Source organism: Lentzea sp. NPDC036949, assembly GCF_055608075.1.
Genome location: NZ_JBVJRA010000011.1, coordinates 102,278 through 117,239, shown reverse-complemented (window position 1 = coordinate 117,239; position 14,962 = coordinate 102,278). Strand labels below are relative to the sequence as shown.

The following is a 14,962-nucleotide window of genomic DNA, read 5'->3' as shown; positions in this document are numbered from 1 at the left end:
CCTCATCCCCGAGGCCGGCGCGCTCGTGCGCCGGCCGGTGCCTGTTCACGCCCACTTGGAGCTCTGCCATGTCCACCACGGAAACACCGCCGGCCACCGCGCCCGCGACCAGGACCTCGTTCGCCTGGCGCGGACTGTTCCTGCGCCTGCACTTCTACGCCGGCGTGCTCGTCGGCCCGTTCATCCTCGTCGCCGCGCTGACCGGTGTCCTCTACGCGCTGACCCCGCAGCTGGAGTCGTGGGTCTACTCGGACCAGCTGCGCGTTCCCGCGTCCGCGCAACAGCTCCCGTTGTCCGAACAGGTCAGCGCGGCGATGGCGACCACGCCCGCCGGTGACCTCGTCGCGGTACGCCCGGCCGCCGAACCCGGTGACACGACCCGCGTGCTGTTCGCCGAGGAGGGCCTGGGCGAGTCCGAGCGCCGCGCCGTCTTCGTCGACCCCGGCACCGGGAAGGTGACCGGCGACCTCGTCGTCTACGGGTCCAGCGGCGTGCTGCCGTTGCGCACCACGCTCGACCAGCTGCACCGCAACCTGGCGCTCGGCGAGCCCGGCCGCCTCTACAGCGAGCTGGCCGCCTCCTGGCTGTGGGTGATCGCGCTGGGCGGTCTCGTCCTGTGGCTCACGCGGGCCCGCGGCAGCAAGCGCATCCGCAAGCACGGCCTGCTCGGCGTGTGGGTGCTGGCGGGCGCGCTGTTCCTGTCCGCGACCGGTCTCACCTGGTCGGCCTACGCCGGCGAGAACATCGGCACGCTGCGCGAGGCGTTCGGCTGGTCCACCCCGGCGCTGCAGGTCCCCGGCGGTGGTGAGCACTCCGGTCACGGCGAGCACACCGAGGCGCTGGCCGCCGACCCCGCGGACGTCGACGCCGTCCTGGCCACCGCGCGCGGGTGGGGCATCGACGCGGGCCAGGTCGAGATCGGGCTGCCCGCGGAGGGCGTGTGGAAGGTCACCGAGATCGAGAAGGGCCTCGCGAGCCACGGCGACGCGGTGGCCGTGCGGGACGGCTCGGTCGTGAGCTCGGTGCGGTTCGCCGACTTCCCGTTCATGGCGAAGATGACGCGGTGGGGCATCGACGCGCACATGGGCGTGCTGTTCGGCTGGCCCAACCAGCTGCTCCTGCTGCTGCTCGGCGGCGGGCTCGTCGCGCTGGTCGTCATGGGCTACCGGATGTGGTGGAAGCGCAGGCCGACCCGCGGGTTCGGCCGCCCGACGCCGCGCGGGCAGTGGCGCAAGGCGCCGCCGGTGGCGCTCGTGGCGCTCGGCGTGGGCGCGGTCGTGGTCGGGTGGTTCGCGCCGTTGCTCGGGATCAGCCTCGTGGCGTTCCTCGTGGTGGACGCGCTGCTCGGGTTGCGGGGCGAGGAGAAGACCGCGGCGAGCTGACCCTCGGGACGGTGTGGTGCGCACCGGCACCACACCATCCACAGTGGACAAGGCTTGCTTGATCTGGACATTTGCGGCATATTTGTCCCCAGGTGCGCCGGGAAGCCTGGTCGGCCCGCACGTCACAGCAGGTGGCGGCGGAGAGCTGACGAGGGGTGCGCACGATGACTCTGATCCCGCACGCCGTCCCCCTGAGCAACGACCCGCAGGTCGTGCGCGCGCTGGCCGGGCGCTGGCGGCGGACCCGGACGTTGCTGCTGTTCTCCGCGGGTGTGCTGCCCGCCGCGATCGGTGTCGTGTGCGTCGTGCTGGCCGGGATGACGTCGGCCGGGCAGCGGATCATGCCGTGGTGGTCGGCGATCCCGGCGGTGGCGGCGGCCGCGTGCGCCTGGGCGTTGCTGTCGTGGTTGCGGCGCAACGGGTTGAGCGACCCGCACTCGTGGTTGCCCGCGACCACGCTGATGACCGGGGCGCAGGTGGTGCTCGGCGTGCTGCCGGGGTCGGGGATCGCGTTGCGGCTCAGCCCGGGTGCGGCGGTCGCGGTGAAGGCGCTGTGCGCGGCGGGCGTGCTCGGGGCGGGCTCGGCCGGGTGGCTGGCGCGGCTGGCGAAGCGGTCGTTGCTCGCGACACCGGTCGTGGAGCTCGGTGCGACGGCGTTCCCGCTCGTGCTGGCCGGTGGCGGGACGCGGGTCGTGATCGGCACCGACCGGGTCGACTGGCGGGCAGCGGGAGTCGACGCCGGAGTGGCGTTCGCCCGGATCGACGAGGTCACCGCGCGGGACGACGCGCTCGTGCTGCGGACGGCGTCCGGGACGTGGACGGTCCCGGTGCCGGACCCGGTGGGCGCGCGGGACCTGCTGCTGCGGCGGATGGCGTGGTGGCGGGAGCAGACCGAGGCGGCCGCGCAGCAGGAACGCGAGCGGTACCACGAGCTGTTGCGCGACCTCGGCGCGGTCGTCGGACGCGCGTCGACCGGACCCGTCAGCGTCACCGTGGACGCGAACGGTGTCACCACCGGCATCGCGCTCGACCCGGCCGCACGCGACCAGGACCCCGACGTGTTGTCGGCGTTGCTGATGGCGTGCATCGGCAAGGCACGCGCGGATGCCCGCAAACGGGTGCAGGACCTCGTGCTCGACCACGCCGCGTGACCCACCGGAAGTCGGTTGTCCTCCACGCCGGCGTCTCCGTACGTTCACGTCGACAACGGGAGATGGGGGCGACGCACCATGCGCAGACGTGACTTCCTCGCAGCGGCGGCCGGTGTTGCGGTCGTGGCGGCCAACCCGGCGAGCGCGTGGGCCGCGACGCGGCAGCGGCCGGGCGCCTCGCACCTGCCCGACCTCCACCTCGGCGACTTCCCCGTGGTGGCACAGGTCAAGGCCCGCAAGGCGCTCGAGCACCTGCGGGTGCTGAGCGACCGGATCGGCCCGCGCATCGGCGGCACCGCCTCCGAGCACCAGGCGCGCGACTACCTCGTGAAGGTGCTCAGGCAGCTGCGGTACGAGGTGACCACGCAGCCGTTCACCGTGCCGGACAAGTACCTCGCCGACGTCGTGGTGGACCGCGCGCGCTGGCAGGCGGGCGCGTCCCGGTTCGGCGCGCTCGGCGTCACGGTCACGGCACCGGTCGCCGACGTCGGCGACGGCAGCGCGTTGCCCGACCTGACCGGCAAGATCGCGCTGTTCGTCAACGCCCCCACCGGTTCCGCGCCGACGCTGGCCGCGATCGAGAAGGGCGCGGTCGCCGTCCTGCTCGGCCGCGTCTCGACGACCGCGAGCAAGCTGAGCGCGTTCTCCCCCACCCTCACCCAGAACGTCGCCGTGCCGGTGGTCGGTCTCGCCCAGGTGCACACCGAACGCCTGCGCGGCAGCACGGCCGAGCTGACGATCACCACGACCCACCACGCGAACCTGACGTCCTACAACGTGATCGCCGAACGCCCGGCCACGTTCCCGTGGCGCGACAACGGGGTCGTGATGGTCACCGCGCACTACGACAGCGTTCCGGGCTCGCCGGGCGCCAACGACGACGGCAGCGGCACGGTGCTGTGCCTGGAGCTCGCGCGGGTGCTGCGCCACCTGCCGACGAGCAGGACGCTGCGCTTCGCGTTGTGGGGCTCGGAGGAACAGGGCCTGCTCGGCTCCCGCCACTACGTCTCGCAGCTCACACCGGAGGAGATCGCCCGCATCTCGGGCGTGTTCCAGAACGACATGGTCGCCACCAGCCACGACCCGGCCACGGCGTACTGGCTGCTGTCCGTCGACGGCGCCGACAACAACACCACGCGCGAGGTCCGCGCCGCCGCCCAGCGACTCGGCTACGACCCGCGCGTGCACGGCCCGGTGGCCCGCGGGTCCAGCGACCACGTGCCGTTCCACGAGAAGGGCATGGCGTCGGCGAACTTCAGCTGGCGCGGCGAGAGCGGTCCGCAGCTGCTGGAGCCGATCTACCACACGCCGGAGGACACGATCGCGGCCAACGTGAGCCTCGAACGCCTCCAGGTGTCGATGGAGCTGGTCGGCGCGGCGGCGTACCGGCTCGCCACGCAGCGCTGAACGGTCCCGACGCTGAGGCGGCACGGGGGCGCGCACCTCACGCCGGGGTGCGCGCCCGCGGTCATCCGCTCGGAACGGTCAGCCCGGTGGGCGTCCGCTCGCGCAGCCAGGCCGCGAACTCGTCGGCGGGCAGCGGGCGGCTCAGGCAGTAGCCCTGCACGATGTCGCACCCCAGCGCGGCCAGCGCGGACCAGGTCTCCTCGTCCTCCACGCCCTCGGCCACGACCTCGAGCTCCAGGTTGTGCGCGAGGCCGAGCAGCGAGCGGGTGATCGCCCCGCTGCTGGGGTCGGTGCGCATGTTCGTGGTGAACGACCGGTCGATCTTCATCTCGTGCACCGGCATCGTGCGCAGGTAGGCGATCGACGAGTAGCCGGTGCCGAAGTCGTCGATGGACAGCCGCACGCCGAGCTCGCGCAGCCGGCCGAGCACCTCGGTGGCGCGGTGCGGGTCGGCGATGATGGCGCTCTCGGTGATCTCCAGGGTGAGCGCGCCCGGCCGGCGGTCGTGCCGTGCGAGCAGGTCGAGGACCTGGTCGGGGAACGTGAGGTCGTGCAGGCACTGGGCGCCGACGTTGACCGAGACCGGCACCTCCTGCCCGGCCGCGTGCCACCGCCGGCACTGGTCGAGCGCGTGGTCGAGGACGTAGCGGGTGAGCGGTTCGATCAGGCCGGTCTCCTCGGCAGCGGGGATGAACCGGTCGGGGCCGAGCAGGCCCAGCCGCGGGTGCTGCCAGCGGCACAGCACCTCGGCGCCGCAGATCGTGCCGCTGCGCACGTCGGCCTTCGGCTGGTAGTGCAGCACCAGCTCGCGCTGGTCGATCGCCCGGCGCAGGTCGCTGATCACGGTCAGCTGGGCGGCGCTGTGCTCGTCCAGGCCCGGTTCGTAGGCCGTGGTGCCCAGGCGGTTGCGCTTGGCCGCGTACATGGCGATGTCGGCGTGTTTGAGCAGGTCGTGCGCGTCGGTCGAGTCGCTCGGGTACAGGGCGACGCCGATGCTGCAGCCGACCTCCACCGACAGGCCGTCGAGGTCGACGGCCTCCTCCAGGGCCCGGTGCACCTTGCCCGCCACGGCCAGCGCGTTCGCCGTGCTGCCGACGGCGGGCAGCAGCACCGCGAACTCGTCGCCGCCCAGCCGCGCCACGGTGTCGTCCCCGCGCACGGCGCTCGTCAGCCGGGTCGCGACGTGCTGGAGCAACCGGTCGCCGAACGCGTGGCCGAGGGTGTCGTTGATCGGTTTGAAGCGGTTGAGGTCGATCAGGAACAACCCGAGCGGGTCACCGGAGACCGCTGCCCGGCTGATCGCCTGTTCGGTCCGCTGCGTCAGCAACGTGCGGTTGGCGAGGCCGGTCAGCGCGTCGTGCGAGGCCTCGTGCTCGCTCTTCGCGGCCTGGCGCAGGATCTTGCGGCGGTGGCCGAGCAGCACGACCGCGCAGAGCGCGACCAGCCCCAGGTCGACCACGAACGCGACCAGCGCCGCGATCCGCAGCTGCCCGTTGTGGTGTTCGGCGTGCTTGAGGTACTCGGAGGTCTCCAGGCGCTTGAGCTGCACCACGGTCGAGAGCTGTTTGCGCAGCGAGACGACGGTGAGCTCGGCCTGGTCGGCCTTCAGCGCGGCACCGGTCGCGTCACCGCCGTCACCCAGGGCCACGACGTCGCGCAGCAGCGTCGTGTAGTCGCCGTACAGGTCGCCGACGATCCCGGCGGCGCGCACGTCGGCCGCGCCGCCGTTGTCGCCCAGCCACCGCAGGCTCTCCCCCGCCGCACCGGCCGCGCTGACCAGCGGCTGCCGCATCACCGGCGTGCCGGAACGCAGGTAGTCGGACATGGCGTGGTCGGCCACGTCGACGTTCTGCACGACCTGGCCCCAGCGGTCGCTGGTCTCGTTGAGCTCGTGCAGGTGCGCGGCGGCGCGCTGGGCGCTCAGGCTCATCCACAGCGCGATCCCCGCGAGCGTGGCCAGGCCGATCACCAGGCTCACGACTGTCGTGTGCGCGGTCGTGCGGGCCTCGACCCAGGTGGACAGCATCACCGCGCCTCACGATCGGAACTCGTGCGAAGTGCTCATTGGTACGCAGCCAAAGGATGGCACGCAACCCGCGGACGGTGCTTTCCGGACCACTGGCGGTGATCGGCACCGACCCACTACCGTCTGGCGCTCGGCACACCCGACGATGGGGCCCACCAATGCTTTCGCCTGCCCGTGCCCTGCCGGCAGCGGTTCTCACCCTCGCACTGGTGGTGAGCGGGTGCACGACCGGGCAGACGTCCGATGATCCGCCGACCATCGGTTTCCTGTCGCAGAACACCTCGCGCGACTTCTCCCGCGAGATGAGCGACGGGTTCACCGCGGGCGCGCAGCTGGTCGGTGGCGTGCGGACCGAGACCACCGGCCCGGCCACGCACGACGGCCTGCGCCAGGTCGAGCTGCTCAGGGACCTCGCCACGCGGGCCAGGGGCGGCATCGGGGTGTCCGCGGTGGCACCGGAGCTGCTCGCGGGGCCGATGGCGCGGCTGGTCGAGCAGGACATCCCGGTGATCGCGGTCGCCGGCGGCCAGATCGCGCCGGGCGCCGACGTCGAGCTGCTCATCGAGAACGACAGCTACGACATGGGCCAGCTGCTCGCCGACGCCGCCGTGGAGCGGCTCCCGCCCGACGCCGCGGGCACCGTGGTGATCGGCAGCAACTCCCCCGCGATGCCCGCGCTGGACCAGCGGTCGGCCGGCATGCGGGCCCGGCTCACCGAACGGCTGCCGAAGCTGCGGGTGATGGGCCCGCTCGACACCGGCAGGGACGCGCAGGCGAACCTCGCGACCTGGCAGCGGGTCGTGGACGCGAACCCGGACGCGCTCGCGTTCCTCGGCGCCGGCGACGTCGACGCGGTGAACCTCGCCGCCGTGCACGCCGCGAGGGGCGCGCGGTGGCTGGCCGGTGCGTTCAGCGTGGACCCGAAGGCGCTGCAGGGCGTCAAGGACGGGCACCTGTTCGCGTCGGTGTCGGCGGAGCACTTCGTGAAGGGCGCGGTGGCCGGCTGGCTGCTCGCCGCGCACGCGAAGAACGGCCGCCCGCTGCCGGAGGGCTGGTTCGTGGCGCCGGGGCTGCTGGTGACGCGGGCCAACGTGGACCAGGTCATCGCCCGCCAGTCGAGTCCCGAGGCGCGGCTCGACGCGGCACGGCCCCAGGTGGAGGCGTTGACCGCCCACGCCGAACGGCACATCCGGCCGCTGCACGAGGCTCGGTGAGCGGGGCACGCCGGCTGGACCAGGCGCGGTAAGCGCCTTCCACCGCCTGGTCCAGCGGCCGCGGCAGCACGGTGACAGGGGCGGAAGTCCCAGGTGAGCATGACTCGTCCGAGTCCCAGCCCTGGAGGTCCCATGATCAACCGCAGGACGCTCACCAAGTCCCTGGGTGCCGCACTCGCCGTGTCCGCGGCGGGTTCCGCGACGGCAGCGGCCACCGAGCCGGGGACAACACCCGCCGGTCCCGGCCCGCACCGGGGCCGCCTGCTGATCAGGGGCGGCGCGGTGGTCACCGTCGACCCCGCGCTCGGCGTGCTGCCCCGCGGTGACGTGCTCGTCGAGAACGGCCGGATCGCCGCGGTCGGCCTCGGCCTGAAGGCACCGGACGCGCAGGTCGTCGACGCGACCGGCATGATCGTCGCGCCGGGGTTCGTCAACACCCACCACCACATGTGGAGCGCGCTGGGCCGCAACTTCGTGGCCGACGGCTTCCCGTACTTCGCGGCGAAGCGGGCCACGTCGGCGCTGTACGAACCGGCCGACCACTACCGCAGCGTGCTGCTCGGGCTCGCCGAGCTGGCGAACGCGGGCGTCACCACCGTCCACAACTGGTGCAACAACACGCGTTCCCCCGCGCACGCCGACGCCGAGCTGCGGGCGCACCGCGACGGGCTGCTGCGCGCTCGGTTCTCCTACGGCCACGTGGACCAGATGCCGCGGGACGTGCCGGTGGACCTGACCGACGTGGACCGCGTGCGGCAGCAGTACTTCGCGGGTGGCACCGCGTTCGACGGGCGCGTGCACCTCGGGGTCAGCGTGCGCGGGCTGTCGCAGAGCGATGAGAGCGCTTTCTTCGCCGACATGGACGCGGTGCTGGGCCGCGGGCTGCCGGTGTCGGTGCACGCGGGCCAGTCGCCGCCGCGGATCGTGGACGCCGCCGACTACGAGCGGCGCGGGTGGCTGGGGCCGAAGACGTTGCTGTGCCACTACGTCACGGCGCTCGACAGCGACATCGAGGTCCTGGTGCGCACCGCCACGCCGCTGAGCTGGGCGCCGCACTCGGAGTTCCGCCTCGGCGCGGCCGGTGACCCGAGGGCGGCGCTGCTGCGCATGAACGCGGCCGGGCTGCCGGTGTCGCTGTCGTCGGACGCCACGTCCATCGCGCCGCCGGACCCGTTCGAGACGATGCGGGTGGCCTGGACGACGGGAATCCCGTGGCAGGGCACGCCCACCGCGGACCTGCCGGAGATCGGGTTCCGCCGGGTGATCGAGATGGCGACCATCAACGGCGCCCGCGCGCTGGGCCTGGGCGACGTCACCGGGTCGATCACCGTCGGCAAGCGCGCCGACCTCGTCCTGGTGCGCACCACCGACGTCAACATCGCGCCGGGTGGGCTGCCAGAGACCGCGCTCGTGCAGTCGGCCACGCCCGCCAACGTGGACACCGTGCTCGTCGACGGGGAGTTCGTGAAGCGCGGCGGCCGGTTGGCCGGCTACGACGTGGACCGGATCGTGCGCGACGCCACGGCCTCGTCGCTGCGGATCCGCGCGGCGGCGGGCGGGGTGCTCACGCCTCCCGCCGGCTGACGCGGGGGCACGGAGGCGTTCACAGGTCGAGCACGGCGCGGGTGAACGCCTCCGGTATGGGCGTCCAGGAACTGCGGACCGATTCCGGTATGTGAACGGAATGAGCCATGAATAGCGAGAACGGTTTCCCCGCCGGACTCAGGAAGTCCGGCGGAGAAACCGTTCAGGTGTTCAGATTCGTGAAAAGGTCGGTCAGCGCTGCAGCGTCAGCACACCCGGCCGGTACGGCAGCTTGCCGTAGTCGCCACCCGAGCTCGGGTTGCGGCCCTGGTACAGCAGCTGCAGGTTGCAGGGGTCGATCGTCTTGGTCTGGTCGGGGTTGGTGCGGATCAGGTCACCGTGGCTGATGTCGTTGGTCCAGGTGGCACCGCTGTTCGCCTTGCCGGCGAACGGACGGCTCTCGGTGGCCGCCTGCGGCGTCCAGGAACCGCTGAGGCTGCTGGAGGTGAACGACCGGAAGTAGCGGCCGTTGGCACCGATCGCCTCGACGATCATCAGGTACTGGTTCTGGCCCTGGACCTTGTAGACCTCGGGCGCCTCGAACAGGTTGTTCGTCGTGTCGCTCATGACGGTCGTGTAGGAGGAGCCGAAGCTGCCGGGGAAGTTCCCGATGGGCATGACCTGGCGGTAGATCTTGCCGTTGTCGCCGGCGAAGAACAGGTACATGTTCTGGCCGTCACCGATGAGCGTCTGGTCGATGGGTCCCGTGCCGGAGCCGCTGATGCTCGCCGTGGAGAGCACCTGCGGCGACGACCACCCGTTCGGGTTGGTGGGGTCGCTCGACGTCCGGTAGGTGAACGCGGTGCCGCCCCACTGGTAGGCGAGCACCCAGATGTTCTTCGGGGCGAAGTAGATCAGCGTGGGCGCGACGGTGCCGGAGTTCATCGCGTTCTGGCTCGCCGACCCCATGTCCGACCAGTTGGTGAACGGGGTGAAGTTCATCGAGCCCCAGCTGGTCCCGGTGTCGTGCGTGGTGCTGTAGACCAAGTGCTTGCCGTTGATCATGACGTGGGTGAAGTCCTTGAGGGACACCCAGCCCTGCCGCGGCTGCGCCAGCGCGCCGGTCGAGGACCAGCGGTAGGTCGACGGCAGGGAGCACTGGCCGGGGTTGTTGCTCGTCGTGGTGGTGGGGCCGGTGTCGCCACCGACGCGCACGAGCTGCCACTGCTGGTTGGTGCCGCCCCAGTCGCTGTACTGCACGACGTTGCCGCCGTCGGCGGTGGAGGCGCCCTGGACCTCGACGGCCTTGCCGCTGTTGCGGTTGATCAGCCGCACGTGGCCGCCGTCGGAGTCAGCGAGGCGGAACTGCTGGTTGGTGCCGTTGAGGTCCGACCACTGGACGACGTTGCCGCCGTCCGCGGTCGAGAAGTTGTGGACGTCGAGCACCTTGCTCGACAGGCGGGACTTCACCCGGTAGTAGCCGTCACCGGAGTCGACGAACTGCCACTGCTGCTGGTTGCCGTCGTTGCGGCTCCACTGGGTGATGCGCGCGCCGTCACCGGTGGCGAGGTTGTAGACGTCCAGCGCCTTGCCGCTGTTGCGGTTGACCAGCACGTACCAGGCGGTGGTGTCGACGGTCGCAGCCGACACGGGCGCCGCGTTGACCGCCACCAGCAACCCGCCGAGCAGCACGCCGATCACGGCGGTGACGCCGGCGGCACGGCGCCTGCGGGTCTGGGGAAGTGCGGTGGGCGGGTGATGGTCTGTCCTGACCACGGGCGTGCTCCTCTTCGTCGAGGTGTGGGCGAACTGCGGCACGGGCAACGTCCGAGCGACCTCTTGCGCCGAGTGGTCATCGCGCGCCCTGTGATGAAAGTGCCTCTATGTGAGCGTTCGACAATTCGACGACGACCCCGGAGACCGGGCTGTCTTCACCGCAGATGTCGAACGCACACAGCAAACTCTGAGGCACGATCTGCGACTGGTCAAGAACCAATGTGAACGCTAACACGATCAAGCCCGCCACATCCTGCTGCTTTTAGCGGAAGCTAAAAGAACCCGCATTCCTTTAGCTTCCGCTAAAAGCGCGGAACCGCGAGGTGCGCGCAATTGCGCGGTGGCTACGCGCCCGCACCGCCGTCGACCGGCACCAGCGCACCGGTCACCATCGCGGCCCGGTCGCTCAGCAGCCACGCCGCCACCTCGGCGACCTCGCGGGGCTGCGCCATCCGGCCCACCGGGATCGTGGCGGTGAGCTGCTCGACGACGCCGGGGGTCGCCGCCTCCCACTCGTCGATCATCGCCGTCTCGGTGCCACCGGGCGTGATGCCGTTGACCCGGATGCCCTCCCGGCCCCACGTCACGGCCGCGCTCTCGGTGAGGCTGTTGAGCGCGCGCTTCATGGCGCCGTAGGCGGGCAGCACGGGGTTCGCGCGGCGGCTGCCGATGCTGGAGGTGTTCACGATCGCGCCGCCGCCGTTCTTGCGCATGAGGGCGGCTTCGGCGGTCATCGCGGTCCAGTGGCCGCGGAAGTTGACCACGAACTGCTCGTCGATCGTCTCGTCGCTGGTCGTGTCGAGCGGGCCGGGCTGCTGCACCACCGCACCGTTGTTGAAGGCGCCGTCGAGCCGTCCGTGCAGCTGCTCGACCCGGTCGACGGCGGCGCGGATGCTGTCGCGGTCGGCGAGGTCCACCACGACCGCGTCGGCGACACCGCCCTCGGCGCGGATGCCGGTGACGATGCGGTCCAGGGCGTCGGCTCCGCGGGCGGCCAGCACGACTGCAGCACCCTCACGGGAGAACAGCCGGGCCGCTGCCTCGCCGATGCCGCGGCTGGCGCCGGTGATGAGCACGACCTTGCCGGTGAGCAGCCCGGCCGGAGTGGTGTCGGAGTTCGTCATGGCTCCAGCGTCGGGCCGCCGGCGCACCGGAGGCAGGCACAGGCTGTACCACCCTGGGCCCGTTCGCGGCGCGGATACTCGGGGCATGGACAAGCAGCAGCTCGGCACGTTCCTGCGCAGCCGGCGCGCCCGGCTCCGGCCGCAGGACGTCGGTCTCCCGTCCGGCCCGCGCCGCAGGACCGCGGGCCTGCGGCGCGAGGAGGTGGCGGTGCTCGCGCACATCTCCACCGAGTACTACGTCCGCCTGGAGCAGGGACGGGCCCCGCGCCCGTCGGCCGAGGTGCTCGCCGGGATCGCGGGCGCGCTGCGGCTGACCGGCGCCGAGTCCGACCACCTGCACGTCCTCGCGGGCACCGCGCCCAGCCGCACGGCGGTGCACCGGCGCGACGTCCGGCCGAGCGTCCTCGCGTTGCTCGACCGGCTGCCGCAGACGGCCGGGATGGTGGTCTCGGCGGCGTTCGAGGTGCTCGCGTGCAACGACCTGATGGCCGCGCTGATGGAGGACTTCCGCGTCCTGGCCCCGCGGGACCGCAACCTCGCGCGCCGCGCGTTCCTCACACCGGGGCCCGCGCTGTACGGGGTCTCCGACGCGACGGAGTTCCGCCACCACGTCGTCATGCAGCTGCGCGCCACCCTCGCCCGGTACCCGGCCGACGTGGTGATCTCCGATCTGGTCGGTGAGCTGTGCGAGGGCAGCGCCGAGTTCGCGCGGCGGTGGGAACGCCACGACGTGCAGTCGCCGACCGTGCTCAGCAAGAGCTTCCGGCACCCGCTGGTCGGGAGGATCACCGTCGACTGCGACTCGCTGGCGCTCACCGACAGCGACCAGCACCTCGTGCTCTACAGCGCACCGGCCGGGTCACCCGACGCCGAGGCGCTGGCGCTGCTGAACGTGGTGGCGGCACAGGGTTTCGACACCAGCGACAGGGCCTGACCGGTCACAGCCTGCGGACCCGGCCGAGCCACGCCGCCAGCTCGACGGGCCCGTGCGCGGGCAGGCCGCGCTGCACGGCCACCGCGGAGATCTGCTCGGTGATGAACCCCTGGTAGCTCGCGGCCTCGACGCTCTCGACCACCCAGCCGTCGATGAACGCCGCGGGGATCACGCCCTCGCCGATGCTGGAGCTCAGCCCCGGCGCGGCGTCGGAGTGGGCGAGGATGTGCACGAGCGCGCCGGGGTTCGTCAGCGAGTGCAGCACCTGCGCGTACGCCTGTGCGTGACCCGAGTCGCCGTAGGCGCCGAACCCGTGGAACAGCGCCACGTCCACGACCGTGTCGAACCCGCCCGACAGGAACGGGTGGTCCTGCGGCCGCAGCATGTTCGCGACCTCGAACCGCGCCTCGGGCACCCCGCGTTCGGCCGCGGTGCGGCGGGCGTAGGCGATGGCGCTCGGGGACAGGTCGACGCCGAGGGAGTCGTAGCCGAGCTTCGTGAAGAGGGTGGTGTGCTCACCGGAGCCGCAGCCCGGTTCGAGGACGCGGCCGCGGACCAGGCCCTGCCGCTCCAGCTCGACGATCGCGGGCTGCGGCCCGCCGATGAGCCACGGCGCGGTCCCCTCGTCGTACATGAAGTTCCAGTACTCGGGGTCCGTGAAGCCGCGGGACTCGTCGGTCTTCTCGCTCTGTGTCATGGGCACAGTCTGGTGAGCAGGACGGACCGGGAACACCAGGTGGAAACGATCCCACGCGGTTGCGCAGCATGGACCCCGCGCGGGGTCAGACCGCGGACCGCACGCGGGTCAGCACGGTGTCGAGGTGGTCCACCACGCCCTGCACCGACGACGGGTCCGCGACCGCGGCGACGTGCCCGTCCGGCCGGACCAGCACCAGCAGCGGGCCGTTCACCTGGTACCCGCGGTGGGCGGCCTCCTCCTCCGGCGGGATGACGTGGGTGGTGATCGCGGCGGTGTACCGGTCGTCGAGCCGTGCGGCCAGCCCGTCGGTGTCGAGGCCCTGCGCGCCGAACAGCAGCACGTGGTACCCGGCGCCGTGGGTCAGGTCCAGCACGCTGCTCGCCCCGTCCGGGGTGGGCCGGATCTCGGCGTACGGCGCGCGGTCGCCCGGCCGCAGCGGCCCGGTGCCGGGGCCGACCGCGGCCGAGCCCCGGTAGCTGATCCACAGCTGCGAGAACATGTGGAAGAACATCCGGCGGATCGGCGCCAGCCGGGACACCACGCCGACCACGCGGGTCGCCACGTGCGTGCGCATCCACACCGCCACCGCGCTGTTCCCGGTCTCCAGCTTGAACCCGAGGTCGGTGCGCTTGAGGACGGTCCGCGCGATGGGGCGGCGTTCCGACTCGTAGGTGTCGAGCAGCGACTCGGGCGCCTCGCCGTTGACGACCTGCGCGAGCTTCCAGGCGAGGTTGACCGCGTCGCCGACACCGAGGTTGAGGCCCTGGCCACCGGCCGGGTTGTGGATGTGCGCGGCGTCGCCCGCGAGGAACACGTTGCCGACGCGGAACTTCGAGGCGATCCGGCTGTGGAACCGGAACATCGACGCCCACACGACGTCCTTGAGCCGGGCGTCGACCTTGAAGTAGTTCTCGAACCACTGCTGCAGGTCCGCGGGCGGCAGCGGCGCGTAGGCCTCGTGCGTGGGGTTCTTCTGCGCAGGCGCCTGGCTCAGCTCCGGCGGCACCACGCCGAAGAGCCGGCAGCGCCCGGACGCCAGCGGCAGGATGCCGACGAAACCGCCGCGGGTCAGGTTGAGCCGCATCCCCCGCACGCCCAGGTCGACGTCGAGCGTGACGTCGGCGAGCATGCCCGCCTGGGCGTAGGTCTCGCCGTCGAACGACTGGCCGACGAGCCCGCGCACCACGCTGCTCGCCCCGTCCGCGCCGACCAGCCAGCGGGCCGTGATCGTGCGCCCCTGCACGGTGGTCACGGCGACCTCGGTGCCGGAGTCGGCCAGGTCCGCCACGGCGGTGTTCCACTCGACCTCGACGTGGTGCTCCTTCAACGCCTCCACGAGCACCCGCTCGGTCTCGAACTGCTCCAGCGCGAGCGCGTAGGGGAACCGGGTCTGGTCCGCGCTGCCCTCACCGGCGAGCGGCATGTCGCCCACGTGCCGGCCGGCCTCGTGGATCGCGACGTCGGTGATCGGCAGGCCGCGGGCGACGGCCGCCTCCGCGACCCCGAGCCGGTCGAAGTGCTCCAGGGTGCGGGCGTGCACGATCGCGGCACGCGCCTGTTCCACCGGGCCCGACCCGGCGTCGACCACCCGCACCCGCACGCCGTGCTGGGCGAGCATGAGGGCGGCGCAGAGACCGGTCGGTCCCGCGCCCGCCACCAGGACGTCGCAGTCGCGTTCGTCGCGCATCGGCTTCCTCGTTCACGTCGGCGAATGTGCGATCGCA

At 72.2% G+C, this 14,962-nt stretch carries 11 protein-coding genes; 6 read left to right on the top strand and 5 right to left on the bottom strand.

Annotated features, from left to right (window positions below):
- Window positions 1–68: 68 nt before the first annotated feature.
- The 3 genes from ACZ7CD_RS28555 to ACZ7CD_RS28545 all read left to right on the top strand — a co-directional run bounded on the left by ACZ7CD_RS28555 (window position 69) and on the right by ACZ7CD_RS28545 (window position 3,940).
- The gene (locus ACZ7CD_RS28555) at window positions 69–1,382 is read left to right on the top strand and encodes a PepSY-associated TM helix domain-containing protein (RefSeq protein ID WP_470380088.1); all 1,314 of its coding nucleotides are present in this window, start codon (window positions 69–71) and stop codon (window positions 1,380–1,382) included.
- Window positions 1,383–1,546: 164 nt separating this feature from the next.
- Window positions 1,547–2,533 (top strand): YbaB/EbfC family nucleoid-associated protein, encoded by a 987-nt coding sequence (locus tag ACZ7CD_RS28550; RefSeq protein WP_360387720.1) that lies wholly within the window; start codon window positions 1,547–1,549, stop codon window positions 2,531–2,533.
- A gap of 78 nt (window positions 2,534–2,611) precedes the next feature.
- Complete coding sequence (locus ACZ7CD_RS28545; protein WP_470380087.1) at window positions 2,612–3,940, top strand: M28 family peptidase; 1,329 nt, start codon at window positions 2,612–2,614, stop codon at window positions 3,938–3,940.
- Window positions 3,941–4,001: 61 nt separating this feature from the next.
- Here ACZ7CD_RS28545 and ACZ7CD_RS28540 read toward each other — a convergent pair whose 3' ends face one another.
- Complete coding sequence (locus ACZ7CD_RS28540) at window positions 4,002–5,966, bottom strand: putative bifunctional diguanylate cyclase/phosphodiesterase (protein ID WP_360388371.1); 1,965 nt, start codon at window positions 5,964–5,966, stop codon at window positions 4,002–4,004.
- A gap of 209 nt (window positions 5,967–6,175) precedes the next feature.
- On the opposite strand from ACZ7CD_RS28540, the gene ACZ7CD_RS28535 reads away from it, so the two are divergent.
- Both ACZ7CD_RS28535 and ACZ7CD_RS28530 read left to right on the top strand, forming a co-directional pair.
- Entirely contained in the window at window positions 6,176–7,180 is a 1,005-nt protein-coding gene (locus ACZ7CD_RS28535) for a sugar ABC transporter substrate-binding protein (RefSeq protein ID WP_458433174.1), read from the top strand.
- Between the two features lie 132 nt (window positions 7,181–7,312).
- Complete coding sequence (locus tag ACZ7CD_RS28530) at window positions 7,313–8,764, top strand: amidohydrolase family protein (protein ID WP_470380086.1); 1,452 nt, start codon at window positions 7,313–7,315, stop codon at window positions 8,762–8,764.
- A gap of 192 nt (window positions 8,765–8,956) precedes the next feature.
- Here ACZ7CD_RS28530 and ACZ7CD_RS28525 read toward each other — a convergent pair whose 3' ends face one another.
- On the bottom strand, window positions 8,957–10,480 hold the full coding sequence (locus ACZ7CD_RS28525; RefSeq protein ID WP_458433176.1) for a non-reducing end alpha-L-arabinofuranosidase family hydrolase: 1,524 nt from the start codon (window positions 10,478–10,480) through the stop codon (window positions 8,957–8,959).
- 344 nt (window positions 10,481–10,824) lie between these two features.
- Window positions 10,825–11,604: an SDR family NAD(P)-dependent oxidoreductase gene (locus ACZ7CD_RS28520; protein ID WP_470380085.1), complete on the bottom strand. Its 780-nt coding sequence runs from the start codon at window positions 11,602–11,604 to the stop codon at window positions 10,825–10,827.
- Window positions 11,605–11,689: 85 nt separating this feature from the next.
- Here ACZ7CD_RS28520 and ACZ7CD_RS28515 point away from each other — a divergent pair, with 85 nt between their 5' ends.
- Window positions 11,690–12,538 carry a helix-turn-helix transcriptional regulator gene (locus ACZ7CD_RS28515; protein WP_458433177.1) on the top strand — a complete coding sequence of 283 codons (849 nt, stop codon included), beginning with the start codon at window positions 11,690–11,692 and terminating at the stop codon, window positions 12,536–12,538.
- Between the two features lie 4 nt (window positions 12,539–12,542).
- Here ACZ7CD_RS28515 and ACZ7CD_RS28510 read toward each other — a convergent pair whose 3' ends face one another.
- Together ACZ7CD_RS28510 and ACZ7CD_RS28505 are read right to left on the bottom strand one after the other, a co-directional pair.
- Window positions 12,543–13,235, bottom strand: a complete 693-nt coding sequence (locus ACZ7CD_RS28510) for a class I SAM-dependent methyltransferase (RefSeq protein ID WP_360387704.1) — start codon at window positions 13,233–13,235, stop codon at window positions 12,543–12,545.
- Window positions 13,236–13,320: 85 nt separating this feature from the next.
- Window positions 13,321–14,925: an FAD-dependent monooxygenase gene (locus ACZ7CD_RS28505; protein WP_360387702.1), complete on the bottom strand. Its 1,605-nt coding sequence runs from the start codon at window positions 14,923–14,925 to the stop codon at window positions 13,321–13,323.
- Between the last annotated feature and the right edge of the window lie 37 nt (window positions 14,926–14,962).